Origin of the sequence: Microcoleus vaginatus FACHB-2002, assembly GCF_040004035.1 — a bacterium.
In the GTDB taxonomy this organism is placed as follows: Bacteria; Cyanobacteriota; Cyanobacteriia; order Cyanobacteriales; family Microcoleaceae; genus Microcoleus; species Microcoleus vaginatus_C.
The window spans coordinates 23,696-39,854 of the sequence record NZ_JAMPLN010000039.1; the positions used below are offsets into that span (position 1 = coordinate 23,696).

Here is a 16,159-nt window from a genome sequence, read left to right on the forward strand (position 1 = left end):
GCGATATTGGTCGCTTATTGACAATAGGTTTGAATGATCCGCGATCGCCCTTCGCTACAAACTTTAGCCCGCAAGTCTTAGTTTGAAGCAGTTTTGATGTTTGAACCAGTTTTGATAAGCAAACCCGATCGCTCTTCCCAACGGCTCCTTATCGATAGCGCCGTCCTAAAAGATTTGCTTATCAATCAAATTTAATAATTGTTTTATAATTTCCGCAAGAGTACGGTAGAGTTAATTATCAAGTAAAGGAAACGTGCGGCTCGCAAAAAGTGAGTTCACACAACTCGGTCGATCGAAATATCGATATTAATCAAAAAAGTCAAATCTGCAGGGATAGTTTAAAGACTTATACTAGCTATAAATCTTTTGCTCCCTCCTGCCAACCAGCGCTCAAAACAGTTAGCTAAACCCAATTAGCGAACAGCAAAAAAGCGCCTTGATAACCTTCAGTGAATGTTGTTACAGAAGATTATGAATTGCAGCGAGGCTAGGCTATGACAAGATTTTCAGATGAATTTTCTGCGCTTTCTCGGCGTAAATTTATCATCAAAGCAGGTGCATCTGCCCTGGGTTCAATACTGCTAAAAGGTTGTTTGGGAAATCCCCCAGAACCCGGTGCAACGGCCGGTGCTGACGGCGCGATACCCGCAGCTACCTCAGTAGTGGCTGTTGCCAACGAGAAAAGAGTCGAAGGAATTGAAAGCACTAAAATCACATTGGGATATATCCCAATCGTCGAAGCAGCACCTTTAATCATTGCTCAAGAAAAAGGCTTTTTTGCCAAATACGGCATGACTGAGGTAACAGTTGCTAAGCAAGCAAACTGGGGCTCGGCCAGAGATAACCTAGAAATTGGATCGGCAGGCGGCGGCATTGACGGCGGCCAGTGGCAAATGCCCATGCCTTATCAAATTAGTAAAGGGTTGATTACCAAAAACAGCGTCCAAATCCCCATGTATGTTCTGGCCCAGTTGAACACTCACGGAAATGGAATTGCGATCGCGGCTAAACACCAAGGCAAAGGCATCGGACTTAAACTAGATCAAGCAGCCCAAGACTACATCAAAGGCCTCAAACAAGCAGGTACTCCCTTCAAAGCAGCCTACACCTTCCCCAAAGTTAATCAAGACTTTTGGATTCGCTACTGGCTGGCAGCTAACGGTATAGATCCCGACGCAGATGCGGAACTGCTAACAGTACCGGCCGCCCAAACTGTCGCCAACATGAAAACCGGAAGCATGGACGCTTTCAGCACCGGCGACCCCTGGCCCCTGCGGATTGTCAAAGAAAACATCGGCTTCATGTCCGCCCTCACCTCCGAAATCTGGAAAGATCACCCAGAGGAATATCTAGCAATTCGCGGCGACTGGGTAGACAAACACCCCAAAGCCACCGAAGCCTTACTCGCAGGACTAATTGAGGCACAGCAGTGGTGCGACAAGCCCGAACATCGAGCCGAATTGGTCGCCATTGTTTCTGGCAAAAATTTCTTTGACGTATCTCCGACGGTTTTGACGCCTCCTTATGAAGGCAAGTATGTCATGGGCGACGGCAAACCAGACATCAACGACTTCAAGAGCAGTCCGCTGTACTGGAAAGACACCCTCGGCAACGTTTCCTATCCCTACAAGAGTCACGATTTGTGGTTCTTAACCGAAAGCGTGCGCTGGGGTTTCTTGCCGACAACAACCTTGGCAGATGCTAAGACAATTATCGATAAAGTCAACCGCGAAGATATCTGGAAAAAAGCAGCTCAATTAGCCGGAGTTGCTGATGCGGACATTCCGAAAAGTACGTCTCGTGGCGTTGAAAAGTTCTTTGACGGCAAAGAATTCAACCCTGAAAATCCGGAAGCTTATCTCAAGAGTTTGGCAATTAAAAAAGTGTGATGGGGCGTTAGCTTCCCATAATTTAGTCTCGAAATTTAGTCTCGAAAATACACAGCACCAGAGAGAGGAGATTAGCAGCATGGCTGTAAGTACAAGTCGGAGAGGCGGCAATGCACAAGGAGCATTTGGCGAATTTTGGAAGAAGAATTCCCCAAATATCTTGCCGCCAATTTTGGGAGTAATTGGATTTCTGTTGGTTTGGCAGTTCCTGTCGAGTTTGGGAATTATCAAATTGCCGGGACCGCTCAGCGTTTGGACTGACGAACGGACGCGGATCTTGTTGATGTATCCTTTTATGAACTCCAAAACCTACGGAGTCGGCTTATTTTGGCAGACTTTGGCTAGTTTGGAACGGGTGGCAAAAGGCTACACTCTCGCGGCCGCTGTGGGAATTAGCATGGGAGTTGTGGTAGGTACGAATCCCTTCTTGAACAAGGCTTTAGATCCGATTTTCCAGTTTTTGCGGATGGTAGCGCCTTTGGCTTGGGTGCCGATCGCCCTGGCTGCACTGCAACAAAACGAACCTGCTGCTTTGTTCGTGATTTTTATCACTTCAGTTTGGCCAATTTTAATCAACACGGCTGAAGGTGTCCGCCAAATTCCCGACGATTACAACAACGTGGCGAAAGTGCTGCAACTTTCTCGTCAGGAATATTACATGAATATTTTGTTTCCGTCGGCGCTTCCTTATATCTTCACAGGATTGAGAATTGCGATCGGTTTGGCTTGGCTGGCGATTATTGCTGCGGAAATCGTGATGTCGGGGATTACGGGTATCGGCTTCTTTATTTGGAATGCTTACCAGCAAAACTACATCAGCGAAATTCTGTTAGCGGTGTTCTACATTGGGGCGGTTGGTTTGTTGCTCGATCGCATGATGGCTTGGTTGCAGCAAAAGATTGCTCCCCCTCAAGGAAAGTAGTTTTGAGTTACTTCTCTGGGGCCGGAAGAATTAGGATTATTTAACCGCGAAAACGCGAAGGACACGAAGGAAGAAGAAGGAAGAAGAGGGAAGAAGTAGATAATCTTCTACTGGAAAGCGAGTAAAAGTATTTCTACTTCTATGCTCAGCCAGGGAACCAGTTAATTAGCAGCTAGCGAAACAACAAACCTACAATAAAGGCAAGAAAATCATGTCTGTTTTGATTGCAGTAGAACAACTAGAAAAAGTCTTTAATCTCTCTGATGGGGGGACATACATAGCCCTCAAAGGCATCGATCTAGAAATTAAAAAAGGCGAATTTATCTCCTTAATTGGACACTCCGGCTGTGGCAAATCTACGCTGCTAAATATGGTGGCAGGTTTGGATATGCCGACAGAAGGATTGGTGACAATTGAAGGGCAAAGAATCACCCAGCCTGGTCCCGATCGCATGGTAGTATTCCAAAACTATTCGCTGCTACCTTGGCGGACGGTCAGAGAAAATATTACCCTAGCCGTAGACTCGGTAATGAGCGGCTTACCCAAAGCCGAACGCCTCGAAATCATTCAAAAACACATCGACATGGTGGGCTTGACGCCCCACGCCGAGAAGCAACCCGCACTGCTGTCGGGTGGACAAAAACAGCGCGTGGCGATCGCCCGTGCTCTGGCCCTGCGCCCCAAACTGTTACTCTTAGACGAACCCTTCGGCGCTTTGGATGCTTTGACTCGCGGCAACTTGCAAGAAAAGTTGATGGAAATTTGCCAAGAGTACGAAATCAGCGCCCTGATGGTAACGCACGATGTGGATGAGGCCGTGTTGCTGAGCGATCGCATCGTCATGCTCACCAACGGCCCAGAATCGAAGATTGGCGGGATTCTCGAAGTAGACATCCCCCGCCCCCGCCAGCGCATGGAAGTAGTCTCACACCCCAGCTACTACGCTCTACGTAGCGAAATGATTTACTTCCTCAACCAGCAGAAGCGGGTGAAAAAACTGCGGGCGCGGAAAGTACCCGCGATCGCCCGCCACGGCCTGGAAAAAGTCAACCTCGAACTCGGCTTTATTCCGCTGGCAGCCTGTGCTCCCCTTGCTGTCGCCAAAGAAAAAGGCTTTTTTGCCAAGCACGGCCTTGATGAAGTCCACCTCGTGCGGGAAACAAGCTGGCGCGGCATCGTAGACGGCATCGCCGCAGGTTACTTAGACGCAGCTCAAATGCCCTCTGGGATGGCGATGTGGTTGAGCTTGGGAGGCCACCAAGAGAAGCCGATTCCGACGGTTACAGCCCTCACCATGAGCCGCAACGGCAACGGAATTACCCTCGCGAGGCGCTTTTACGACCAAGGAATCTACACTCTGGCCGATTTCAAAAAAATGCTCCAGAGAACGCCCGCGCAAACGCACCGTATGGGCATCGTGCACCCTTCTTCGATGCACAACCTGTTGCTGCGTTACTGGCTGGCTTCCGGCGGCATTGACCCGGATCGCGATGTGTTGCTGAAAAATATCCCACCGGCTCAGATGATCGTTGACTTGCAGGGCGGCACTATTGACGGTTTCTGCGTCGGGGAACCTTGGAACTTGCGGGCATCGATGGAAGGAGTCGGCTTTACGGTGGCGACAGATTTGGAACTCTGGCCCGGACACCCTGCAAAAATTCTCGGAGTTCGGGAAGACTGGGCAAATGCTTATCCCAACACTCACATTGCTCTAGTCAAAGCTTTGCTGGAAGCTTGCAACTATTGCGCCGATCCAAATCACGCCGCCGAGGTTTCGGAAATTGTCGCGGGAAGGGAGTACGTCGCTACTGATAAGAGTTACATCCAACTCGGCGACCCGAAATCTGTTGCTTGCAACCTCGATACTCCGATGCGGGAATACGCCCACCACTTGTTTTCTGGAGAGGGGGTGAATCGCCCAAGCCGCACCGAACAACTCTGGCACATGGTGCAGATGGCGCGCTGGGGCGATACTGTGTTCCCGCGCAACTGGGTGGAAATTCTGGAACGGGTGGTGCGAGTCGGTGCGTTCAGCACGGCGGCGCGAGAGCTGGGGATGGCTGATATAACTTACACTCGCGGTTCTCTCAGCTTGTTTGACGGCTCGGTGTTTAATGCTGACGATCCGATCGGCTATCTCAACAATCTGGCGATTAAACGCGATTTCACGATGGCTGAAGTTGTACTCGATTCCGGCCGCAGAGCTGCTTAAAGCGGTTTTTAGTTGGATAAAAACAGGGTAATTGCTAATTCTTAGTTGTTGGTTGTTAGTTGTTAATAGTTAACTGCTAATTTTAATTAGTAATTGCCTCTTCATTCTGCCCTATTGCCTCTTCATTCTTCCTTCGCAAATCACCCACTCACAATTTTCCAAACCCATGATTAATACTTCTCTCAACCAGACGAACACCAAAACTCAAATCCAGCGGGGAAAAGGCCGCCGCCAACCTTTTTTGGTGATGGACAATGTTTATAAAGAATATCCAAACGGTTACAGGGCTTTAGAAAACGTCAATCTGAATGTAGCTGAGGGAGAGTTTATTGCTCTAATCGGACACTCGGGCTGCGGTAAATCAACACTGTTAAATATGGTGTCGGGTTTTAGCCATCCGAGCCAGGGCACCGTGTCGATTAACGGGCAGCGGATTACGAAGCCGGGCCCCGATCGCATGGTGGTGTTTCAGGGTTACGCTTTGCTGCCTTGGCGGACGGTGTTTGAAAATGTTTACCTTGCGGTTAATGCTGTATTTCCGAATAAGTCGAAGGTGGAAAAAAATGCGATCGTCAAAGAGCATTTGGCGATGGTGGGATTGACGGAAGCTGCTGAGAAAAGACCGCCGCAAATTTCGGGAGGGATGAAGCAGCGGGTTTCGATCGCCCGCGCTTTGGCAATTCGCCCGAAAGTGCTGATTTTAGACGAACCTTTTGGTGCTCTGGACGCAATTACTAAGGAGGAATTGCAAGAAGAGTTGCTGAAAATCTGGAACGATCACCGCTGTACGGTGTTGATGATTACTCACGACATTGATGAAGCGCTGTTTTTGGCCGATCGACTGGTGATGATGACTAACGGCCCGTCGGCAACAATTGGCGAAGTTTTGGAGATTCCTTTTCCGCGTCCGCGCGATCGGGTTCAAATGATGGAAGATCCGGAATACTACAATTTGCGGAACTACGCCCTAGATTTCCTGTTCCGTCGCTTTGCACACGATCACGATGCCTAATCGGTTGGGAAATCCCAGTTAAAGAGGAGAATTATGAGACTTCTGGAAAAATTTTAATTCTTGTGCGGAGTAGGGGTTGGGCATCCTGCCGGCCCAAGACGAACTTTTTTGCAGAAGTCTATGGAAAAGTTGAAGCCTCAGTGTTCCCCGGTTTCAGGGGAACATCGCTAGGGGCGCAATTTTCCCGATCCGGTTGGGTAAACTGAAGCTTAATGGTGGGCGATAAGTTTTTTCGGACGTTCGGATCTTTTTCCGATATTTTACGTCTACCAGCGAAGAGACCCGATTGCCTAGCTGTCGGTAAGCTGGCATGAACAGAGCCCACCTTCGATCGAGGGTGGGCTTCTTCTTGATGTTATTAACCGCTTGTGGGCGATCGGTGGTTGGTGCATTCCACCCTGGGAACTGGCACACTGCGGCCACGTTTATCGGTGTTTCATGGATTAAGGCTGTTGTCAATATAGCGGTTTTCAGGGGAGTAAAGTACAGACGATCGGGTAGGGAAACGGCTGATCCTAAGTCCTGCGCGGGGTTCTGTGACTTTTAACAATTGGTATAAGACTAATGATTGTAGCAACACTTTTTTAAATTGCTATTACTCAGGTTTGCACGGAAAACTCCTCTGGGTCAATATCCCAATTTACCCAGCGAATTGCTTCTTTAGCCGATCGCACATCAGGCGGCACTCGCAAAACGTGAATGAATCCCGTGCTCGGACAAGTCATTTTTAACAAATAAATCGGCTCGACATCGGCGTTATCGATTTTTAATAGCGTGTATTCTTGCCAAGCATCTAATTTTACTGCTTGCAATTGTTGGCAAATGCGATCGTACCCGATTCCCTGAATTAATACTCGCCTGAGTTCGGCGTTTGTTTCCGATAAAATCCATTCTGCTTGCCAGTTTTCGGGATGAATTGCACCGTATTTTTTAGGTAATGTTACGCCGTGATATGAATAGAGTTTGTAGCCGTCACTAAATTCGATCGCGCTTTCTCCTTCTGCATGGAGTCGGTATTCACTATCGAGCAAAAGTTTGATGGGGCGATCGCACACAATGCAGATACCATCCAGCGGAAAAATCCAGCCGCATTCTGTTAAAAGCTGCTTGACTACTTCAAAAAGTTTCTGTGATTCTGGTTGCAGAACAATACCCAAGCCAGAAACACATAATTCAGCAAGAGCGAAATATTCAACCACATAATTCGTAGTAACTATCCAATATAAGGAGTCATAATAACAATAAAAATCTCCGAACAATTGTTCTTGTAACTGTCGATCCCACGGGACAAATAACCTCTCAAGTTCCCGCCACGAGTTTGCTATTAGTGAAAACGGGCGCCGCGCATTTTTTCCCTGTTTGCCAAGTCGATGGCTCAATTCGTTGTCAATCGGCATTTTCAGCATATTTAATTGTGCGAACCCTTCGTTGGGGCTACTGCAAAAAGTTATTTCAGGTGCTTCTAAACCTAGGGTTTCGTACAGATTTTTAACAGCGATTGTGGCTTGGGTGTGAGAAATGGATGCGGTAGAGTTGGCGAGAGTTTCCCACGAATGACGATCCGCTTCGATGAGAGTTTTCTGTTGGGATGCAAAGTTTACCTCCAGATAAGTCAAACCCGCGCACGATCGCAGGGGTGTGATGTCTGATATTTGATTGTTGTCAAGATCCAGATGAGTCAAACCCGTGAGAGATTGCAGGGGTGTGAGGTCTGATATTTGATTGTTGTCAAGATCCAGACCGGTCAAACCCGCGCAGGATTGCAGGGGTGTGAGGTCTGATATTTGATTGTTGCCAAGACCCAGACTGGTCAAACCCGCGCAGGATCGCAAGGGTGTGAGGTCTGATATTTGATTGTTGTGAAGACCCATATCGGTCAAACCCGCGCAGGATTGCAGGGGTGTGAGGTCTGATATTTGATTGTTGCCAAGACCCAGACTGGTCAAACCCGCGCAGGATTGCAGGGGTGTGAGGTCTGATATTTGATTGGAGGAAAGATACAGATGAGTCAAACCCGCGCAGGATCGCAAGGGTGTGAGGTCTGATATTTGATTGTTATTAAGATTCAGAGAAGTCAAGTTCGTGAGAGATTGCAGGGGTGTGAGGTCTGATATTTGATTGTTATTAAGATTCAGAGAAGTCAAGTTCGTGAGAGATTGCAGGGGTGTGAGGTCTGATCTTTGATAGTTGCCAAGATACAGATCGGTCAAACCCGCGCACGATTGCAGGGGTGCGAGATCTGATATTTGATTGGAGGAAAGATTCAGAGAAGTCAAGTTCGTGAGAGATTGCAGGGGTGTGAAGTCTGATATTTGACTGTCGCCAAGATCCAGAGAAGTCAAGTTCGTCAGAGATTGCAGGGGTGTGAGGTCTGATATTTGATTGGAGGAAAGATCCAGAGAAGTCAAGTTCGTCAGAGATTGCAGGGGTGTGATGTCTGATATTTGATTGGAGGAAAGATCCAGAGAAGTCAAGCTCGTCAGAGATTGCAGGGGTGTGATGTCTGATATTTGATTGGAGGAAAGATCCAGAGAAGTCAAGCTCGTCAGAGATTGCAGGGGTGTGATGTCTGATATTTGATTGGAGGAAAGATCCAGAGAAGTCAAGCTCGTCAGAGATTGCAGGGGTGTGATGTCTGATATTTGATTGGAGGAAAGATCCAGAGAAGTCAAGTTCGTCAGAGATTGCAGGGGTGTGATGTCTGATATTTCATTGCAGGAAAGATTCAGAGAAGTCAAGTTCGTCAGAGATTGCAGGGGTGTGATGTCTAATCTTTGATTCTCGTCAAGATTCAGAGAAGTCAAGTTTGTGAGAAATTGCAGGGGGGCAAGATCTGATATTTCATTGTAGTAAAGATTCAGAGAAGTTAAGTTCGTGAGAGATTGCAGGGGTGCAAGATCTGATATTAGATTGGAGGAAAGATTTAGAGAAGTTAAGTTCGTGAGAGATTGCAGGGGTGCAAGATCTGATAGTAGATTGGAGGAAAGATCCAGCTCATTCTTACTGGATAGTATCTGGTTCGCTTCATTAATATCAGAAGTGCCCGTTGCCTTTAACAGCTCCTCAACTGTATATATTGCTGCTGGCGAAAGGCTGTCAAGGTGGGAGTACCAGTCTAGTTCGGTTGCTTCTAATTCTTGAATTATGCGATTGTACCCGATTCCCTGAATCAATACTCGCCTGAGTTCGGCGTCTCTTTCCGATAAAATCCATTTTGCTTGCCAGTTTTCGGGATGAATTGCACCGTATTTTTTAGGTAATGTTACGCCGTGATATGAATAGAGGTTGTAGCCGTCACTAAATTCGATCGCGCTTTCTCCTTGTGCATGGAGGCGGTATTCGCTGTCGAGGGAAAGTTTGATGGGTCGATCGCACACAATGCAGATACCATCCAGCGGAAAAATCCAGCCGCATTCTGCTAAAAGCTGCTTGACTACTTCAAAAAGTTTCCGTGATTCTGGCTCCAGAACAATGCCCCCAGAAACACATAATTCAGCAAAAGCGAAAGTTTCAACTACATATTCCGTAGTAACTATCGAAGCTGCGTCGTCGCAACGACCGCAAAACTCTGCATTCAATTGTTCTTTTAACTGTCGCTGCCAACCAACAAATAACCCCTCAAGTTCCCGCCACCAGTTTTCTATTAGTGAAAACGGGTGCAGCGCATTTTTTACCTGTTTGTCAAGTCGAGGGAGAAATTCGTTGTCGATCGAGCTTCTGTTTAATTGTGCGAACCCTTCGTTGGGGCTACTGCAAAAAGTTATTTCAGGTGCTTCTAAACCTAGGGTTTCGTACAGATTTTTAACAGCGATTGTGGCTTGGGTGCGAGAAATGGATGCGGTAGAGTTGCCGAGAGTTTCCCAGGAATGACGATCCGCTTCGATGAGAGTTTTCTGTTGGGGTGTAAAGTTTACATCCAGAGAAGTCAAACCCGCGAGAGATTGCAGGGGTGTGAAGTCTGATATTTGATTGTTGTAAAGATACAGAGAAGTCAAACCCGCGAGAGATTGCAGAGGTGTGAGGTCGGATATTTGATTGTTGCCAAGATACAGATGAGTCAAACCCGCGCACGATTGTAGGGGTGTGAGGTCTGATATTTGATTGTTGTCAAGATCCAGACAAGTCAAACCCGCGAGAGATTGCAGGGGCGTGAGGTCTGATATTTTATTGTTGTAAAGATCCAGATAAGTCAAACTCGCGCACGATTGTAGGGGTGCGAGATCTGATATTTGATTGGAGGAAAGATTCAGATCGGTCAAGTTTGTGAGAGATTGCAGGGGTGTGATGTCTGATATTTGATTGGAGGAAAGATTCAGAGAAGTCAAACCCGCGCACGATCGCAGGGGTGTGAGGTCTGATATTTGATTATTGTCAAGATTCAGCTCATTTGTACTTGATAGTATCTGGTTCGCTTCATTAATATCAGAAGTGCCAGTTGTCTTTAACAGTGCCTCAACTGTATGTCTTGCTTCTGGCGAAAGGCTGTCAAGGTGGGAGTACCAGTCGGCAAAGCTGTTGAAAGTTATCGATGGTTTTGGTTGTTTTTGTTCGGACATAAAACCTCAAGATTAGAAAAGTCGTGTAGTCCGGCAGTGCGGCAATGGTGCAAGATCTCAATTGAAACCGACTGAAAGAAATTAAATTATCAAATCACGATCGCCCATAATATTTGTTGTCAATTTAGGGATTTAATTTGTCAAAATCAGCTCGCATATAACATAATACTTGCGCTCGATTTAGCCATTAATTCATTGTTCGGTCGATCAAGCCTGTGGAAAGCGCGATCGCTTTCCACTTTTCCCGATACACTGGAATCAAAGCTGCTTGTTCTGGCGTCAGTTTTTTAACCTTAGTCTGCGACATACCTCCAACCTTGCGGCTCATATTCCCGCTGAATTCGCACCATCCAATTACCCTCGGGAATTGCGATCGCATGGTGTTCTTCGTGACTCAATAAAGCTGTCGGTGAAAGCACCCGCAAGTACAGAGTGCCGTCTTTTTCGTAAAGTTCAGCTTGTCCCTCAATAATCTGGTGAGAATGTCCGGTGACTTCACCTTCGGCGAGAGTTAGGTGAGGTTTTTTTTCTCCTTCGATTTTCGGTACGGGAGTGAGAATTACGTCGCCTTGTCGGATGGGTTGCATAGGTTTTTTCTAAATTTTGTTTACTGGTATCGCTCGATCGAGCTTTTCTACCGTAACTTAATACTACATTTGTAATACATGGCTGTCAAGAGCCACAAACCAAATTCCACTTTTCCTCTAAACCGCAGAAATCCCGCGCCGAAACTCCTTAACCGCTTCCACCCTAGAAGCCATCAGCAAGCAGCGAGACAGCAAGTTGATGTCTAAACCGGGTAGAACTTCGCTTTGGTCAATTTTTTCATATCCGTGCGATCGCAAGTGATACAGGCTAAATACTCCATCCTCCCAAAACCAAACTTCGGGGACTCCCAAGGCTTGGTAACGATTCAACTTGCTTTCTCCCCCACTGGTAAACACTACTTCGATGGCAAGATCGGGGGTAATACCTGTTGACTTGCCAATTAAAAAAGATTCATCAGCTTGTACTGAGACTTCCTGTCCCTTCTCTTGGGTAAAGCTACCCAAGGGGTTAAACTCGATGTCTTTTTCCACAAAGTAGTCCATCAGCAAAGTTGCGATCGTCCTGCTAAAAGATTCGTGTTCTTGAGAAACTGCCAAGATTTCTACCTGACCTTTGAAATAAAAAAGTCGGATGCCGGGAGAATCCGAAAACCCCTGCTCGATTAGCTTGAATTGTTGCCAATCAATCCCGGAGTGAATTAGGCGCTGGTCTTTTGGTTTGTCTAAGGTTGCTGTCATGGCACGACCTCCTTTAACTATTTTATAGCAATTTGAATTCGCACAAGTTTGCAAGCACATTTGTATGTTGCGTCCGATCCAAAAAACTTGTTTAAATCGAAACGTTCGATGTCAGACGCAGCATACAAGTTGATTTAACTATTATATTATCCTTGAAATGTGGCAACCGAAACCCGATCGCGCCCTGCTTCTTTCGCCCGATAAAGCGACTCATCGGCGATCGCAATTAGCGCCCCCGGCTGCGACATCGGCGCCGGAATGCAGCAAGCTACACCCAAACTCAGCGTCACATATTCGCTGACAGCAGACTTAGCATGAGGTATGTGCAAACCCCGCACCTGTCGTGCGATCATTTCAGCTACGCAAGTGGCACCTTCAATATCCGTATTCGGCAAAACTACTACAAATTCTTCTCCACCGTAACGCGCTACTAAATCTGCCGCTCGCTTTACCGAATGCTGGATCACCGTCGCCACTTGCCGCAAACATTCATCCCCCGCTTGGTGACCATAAGTGTCGTTGTAAAGTTTGAAATAATCAATGTCGCACATAATCAAAGACAGCGGTCCTTCTTCCCTCGCCAAACGCCGCCATTCCGTATCGAGGTATTCATTAAAAGAGTGGCGGTTTCTTACCTCAGTCAAACTGTCGTAATTTGCCAAATAATGCAAGGCTCGATTCACTGTTTCTAACTGCTGTTTCTGCTGCAGCAACTGACGGTTGAGTTCCGCCAACTGCTGTTCGGCTGAGTGCGATCGCAACAAATTTCTCACCCTCGCCAGCAATTCCCTCTCGTCAAAAGGCTTTGAAATATAATCGTCAGCACCCGCATCCAAACTTTCGATCCGAGCTTCCATCCCCGATCGCGCTGTCAAAAAGATTACCGGAGTAGATTTCAATTCTGGCGTGTTCCGAATCTCCTTGAGCAAATCCAGTCCGTTTTGTCTGGGCATAATTTGGTCGCTCACAATCAAATTTGGCTGCAAACTTTTGGCTTTTTCTAAACCTTCAACCCCGTCGATCGCCACGGCGACTCTATAGTACGGAGTTAATAAAGTTTGGAGGTAAGCCAGCAGAAAATTGTTGTCTTCTACTACCAGCAACAGCGGTAATTCTCGGCTGTCACTTGTTAATTGTTCCCGATGATTTTTGTCGTCCAAACTGTTAGGTTCCGGCAGTGAGGCCTGGGGTGTGGTCGCCCGAACATTTCCCGAACCCCACTCTCCGGAGCCGAATCCAGTCAGTCCAGCCAATTGGGCGATCGCGCTCACCAACTGATTCGCTTCCACCGGCTTCGACAAATGCCTCTGAAACCCCGCCTCCAGGGCCGATGCCGAATCTTCTTCCTCGATGCCTCCAGTCAGCGCCACGGCCGGCAGCAGTTCCCTGTGCTCGGACATTTCCATGGCTCTGATGCGGCGGATCAAATCGCAGCCGTCGGCTCCCGATACCGCCATATCGCTCACCAACACGTCGGGTCGCGACTGTTGCAACTCGGCCATCGCTTCGGTGGCGCTACCCACCGCTGTTACCTTGGCTCCAAATGCTTCGAGGCCTGTTTTGAGAAATTGGCGGATCTCGGCGCTGCTTTCGACCACCAGGACTTGCTTTCCCGCTAGGGGTTTGGAAACCGATCCGGGTCTGCTTTCACTTTGGGCGATCGCAGCAGTGCGATCGTCGGGTGCATTTTTGTTGGCAATCGGTAGCAGCACCCCAAAGGTCGCCCCCTGACCGATACCGGGGCTCGAAGCCCAAACACTTCCCCCGTGCAGTTCCACCAACTGCCGCACAATTGAGAGCCCCAGCCCAAGCCGATTTTGTTCCTTGGTCTGGAAGTTGTCTGCGGGGCGGAAGTAGTCAAAGATGTGTGGCAGAAATTTGGGATCGATGCCGCAACCGCTGTCGCTGACCCGAATCAAGACGCCCGACGGAGTAGGCTCTATCCGCACTTGAACTGGGTATGGTGTCGATTCTGGGGTGAATTTGATGGCGTTGGCAAGGAGGTTCCAGACTATTTGCTGCAAGCGTTCTGCATCTGCCAAAACATAGCTGATGGCGGGGTCGAAATGTTTTTCTACGCGGAGGTTTTTAGCCTCGGCGGCGGGACGGAGGGTGTCAATCGCAGATTCTACGAGCGACGGGAGGTGAACTTGGCCGATGTTCAGGCACACTTTCCCTCGCAGCAGCCGCGAGAGGTCGAGGAGATTGTCTATTTGCCGATTTTGTAATTTGGCGTTGCGCTCGATGATTTCCAAAGCGCGGCTGGTGGTGGCTTCGTTGAAATTGCGCGATCGAGCTAGCTGCGCCCATCCCAAAATCGCGCTCAGGGGCGATCGCAGTTCGTGGGAGGCGATCGCCAGAAATTCGTCTTTTGCCCGGTTGGCTTCGGCTTGGGCTGCTTCAACGGCTTTGCGATCGGTGATGTCGAATCCGATCGCCAAATACTGACAGGGTTTTCTCTTGCAGTCCAACAGTGGAACTACTGCTGCGTACACCCAATAATCAGTTCCATTCTTAGCTTTATTCTGAATGTCTCCTTGCCAAACTTCACCTTTGGCAACAGTTGACAGCAAATTTTTGATTAATTCCGAAGATTTATATTCCGAATGGAGGATGCCAAAGTGGCTGCCGAGTAGTTCAGCGCGGGAATAGTTGGAGATGTAGCAAAGTTGATCGCTGACATAGTTGATAATTCCTCGCGCGTCAGTCCTCACTGCAAGTGCCGATCGGTCGATCGCTCCTTTAAAATCTAAACATTCTTGCAGCAACGAATCTAGTTCTTTTTTCGTATAAATTTTGCGCTCCCGATCGGGCGTGTCCGGTTGCTGGCGATCGGGCTTATCCTTACTCCGTTGTTGGATTTCCATTGCTTCTATCTTCCCCTGACGGCTGACACCTAATCTACTCGCATCCTGATTCATTATCACAATTTTCTTGCCCGCACCGACGGGTGTAATATTTTGTATCTCTTGATATTCCTGAAAAATTGGCAGATACCACATCCACTCGGGAGTCAACTCAATTTTTGTTTATAGTTGGCTAAAGTTTGTCAATCTGAGGACTGATTTTTTCAGATTTAGCCGATCCTCGACTGCTGGCTCATTCCTTGTTATCTTTTATCTTTTACTAGGGGGAATCACTGAGAAATTTAATGGTGTAGAGCACACACCGACAGTTGCATTCTTGTTTGAAACGGGTATCATAACCGTCAACTTTTTTCTCACAATTACTCCTAGTATCTGGCACAAAGTCTTGTCTTCGGCAGGCTTTCGGGTATGTGGCATTCTGCCTCATCTGCACTGAAGGAGATATATGTGCAGGGCTAAACAGTTCCCAAATGACGGGCGGGTTTGGGCGCAAAAAGTCCCTGTCTGGCGATCGTCCGTAACTTCTTTTAAATTATTTTCTTCTACATCTTGACAGATATGTAATTATTTCGTATTATAGAGTGTAATATGACCTCGAACGATAGAACCGCCAAACTGCATTGGCGCACTCAACTATTAACAATTTGAGGAAAATAGTCTGTGAATTTAGACGCTGTACGCGAGCAATTTGAACAAAGAGCCTTTGATTATGACGGTTTAATTCCCCGCCTCATTCCGCGATATCGCGAGCAACACGATGTAATATTGCAGTTAATCACTTCTGAAACTAATGGTAACATAAAAGTTCTGGATTTAGGCGCGGGAACTGGCATACTGTCGGCTATGATTCTGCAAGCATTTCCTCAAGCAAAAGTCCTAGCCTTTGACATCGCCCAAAATATGCTGAAAACTTGCCAAACTAACTTGTCCGCTTTCCGAGAACGGCTGACCTTGCAGCAAGGAAACTTTGCCGAAGATGATTTCGGCAGCGGTTACGATTTGGTAGTTTCAGGGTTGGCAATCCACCACCTCGACAGCGCAGGCAAACAACAGCTATTTCATAAACTTTTCCACTCCATGAATCCAGGGGGAATCTTGCTAATTCGAGATATTGTGACAGGTGCTACTCCCCGGCTGACTGAGCAATACGAACAGTTGTGGCGGCAGTACATGAAAGCTAACGGAGAAGACGATGCAGCCTGGTTTCAAAAATATCTAGAAGAAGATATTCCCTCCTCTGTGGAAGAGCAAACAAAGTGGCTTGCAGAAGCTGGTTTTGCAGACGCCGGATGTCACTGGCGCTATCTAAATTTTGCTATTTTTGGCGGAGTTAAGAAGTGAATGCAACTAGCTGAGGCTCCGTTAGGATAAATCTGCGATTGCGACAAAAATCTTAACCGAGTGAATTCTGTAAA

The 16,159-nt window shown here is 47.5% G+C and carries 9 protein-coding genes and 1 pseudogene; 5 read left to right on the forward strand and 5 right to left on the reverse strand.

Annotated elements, in window-relative coordinates:
* The first annotated feature begins 494 nt into the window (after positions 1–494).
* The 4 genes from NDI35_RS24600 (at position 495) to NDI35_RS24615 (ending at position 6,035) form a co-directional block, all read left to right on the forward strand.
* Positions 495–1,889, forward strand: coding sequence for a CmpA/NrtA family ABC transporter substrate-binding protein (locus NDI35_RS24600; protein ID WP_445315002.1), 1,395 nt, complete (start codon positions 495–497; stop codon positions 1,887–1,889).
* Between the two features lie 79 nt (positions 1,890–1,968).
* A complete protein-coding gene (ntrB, locus tag NDI35_RS24605) occupies positions 1,969–2,811 on the forward strand; it encodes a nitrate ABC transporter permease (RefSeq protein ID WP_445315003.1) in 843 nt (280 codons plus the stop codon).
* A gap of 211 nt (positions 2,812–3,022) precedes the next feature.
* Positions 3,023–5,023, forward strand: a complete 2,001-nt coding sequence (locus NDI35_RS24610; RefSeq protein WP_445315004.1) for an ABC transporter ATP-binding/substrate-binding protein — start codon at positions 3,023–3,025, stop codon at positions 5,021–5,023.
* A 166-nt stretch (positions 5,024–5,189) separates the two neighbouring features.
* Positions 5,190–6,035, forward strand: a complete 846-nt coding sequence (locus tag NDI35_RS24615) for a nitrate ABC transporter ATP-binding protein (protein WP_445315005.1) — start codon at positions 5,190–5,192, stop codon at positions 6,033–6,035.
* 599 nt (positions 6,036–6,634) lie between these two features.
* Here the strand turns inward: NDI35_RS24615 and NDI35_RS24620 are convergent.
* The 5 genes and pseudogenes from NDI35_RS24620 to NDI35_RS24640 form a co-directional block, all read right to left on the reverse strand.
* Complete coding sequence (locus NDI35_RS24620) at positions 6,635–7,642, reverse strand: DUF6745 domain-containing protein (RefSeq protein WP_445315026.1); 1,008 nt, start codon at positions 7,640–7,642, stop codon at positions 6,635–6,637.
* Positions 7,643–7,675: 33 nt separating this feature from the next.
* Positions 7,676–10,591, reverse strand: a pseudogene (locus NDI35_RS24625) (leucine-rich repeat domain-containing protein); the annotation flags it as partial.
* Between the two features lie 293 nt (positions 10,592–10,884).
* A complete protein-coding gene (locus NDI35_RS24630; RefSeq protein WP_006632553.1) occupies positions 10,885–11,178 on the reverse strand; it encodes a DUF8820 family protein in 294 nt (97 codons plus the stop codon).
* 117 nt (positions 11,179–11,295) lie between these two features.
* Positions 11,296–11,877 carry a Uma2 family endonuclease gene (locus NDI35_RS24635; protein WP_445315006.1) on the reverse strand — a complete coding sequence of 194 codons (582 nt, stop codon included), beginning with the start codon at positions 11,875–11,877 and terminating at the stop codon, positions 11,296–11,298.
* Positions 11,878–12,023: 146 nt separating this feature from the next.
* On the reverse strand, positions 12,024–14,894 hold the full coding sequence (locus NDI35_RS24640; RefSeq protein WP_445315007.1) for a diguanylate cyclase domain-containing protein: 2,871 nt from the start codon (positions 14,892–14,894) through the stop codon (positions 12,024–12,026).
* A gap of 510 nt (positions 14,895–15,404) precedes the next feature.
* Between NDI35_RS24640 and NDI35_RS24645 the strand changes: the two genes are divergently transcribed.
* Complete coding sequence (locus NDI35_RS24645) at positions 15,405–16,085, forward strand: class I SAM-dependent methyltransferase (RefSeq protein ID WP_445315008.1); 681 nt, start codon at positions 15,405–15,407, stop codon at positions 16,083–16,085.
* Positions 16,086–16,159 lie beyond the last annotated feature (74 nt).

Bases quoted from the DNA above. Each gene is read 5' to 3' on its own strand.
- NDI35_RS24610 (WP_445315004.1), top strand. From the start codon at position 3,023: ATGTCTGTTTTGATTGCAGTAGAACAACTAGAAAAAGTCTTTAATCTC.
- NDI35_RS24615 (WP_445315005.1), top strand. From the start codon at position 5,190: ATGATTAATACTTCTCTCAACCAGACGAACACCAAAACTCAAATCCAG.
- ntrB (WP_445315003.1), top strand. From the start codon at position 1,969: ATGGCTGTAAGTACAAGTCGGAGAGGCGGCAATGCACAAGGAGCATTT.
- NDI35_RS24635 (WP_445315006.1), bottom strand. From the start codon at position 11,877: ATGACAGCAACCTTAGACAAACCAAAAGACCAGCGCCTAATTCACTCC.
- NDI35_RS24630 (WP_006632553.1), bottom strand. From the start codon at position 11,178: ATGCAACCCATCCGACAAGGCGACGTAATTCTCACTCCCGTACCGAAA.
- NDI35_RS24600 (WP_445315002.1), top strand. From the start codon at position 495: ATGACAAGATTTTCAGATGAATTTTCTGCGCTTTCTCGGCGTAAATTT.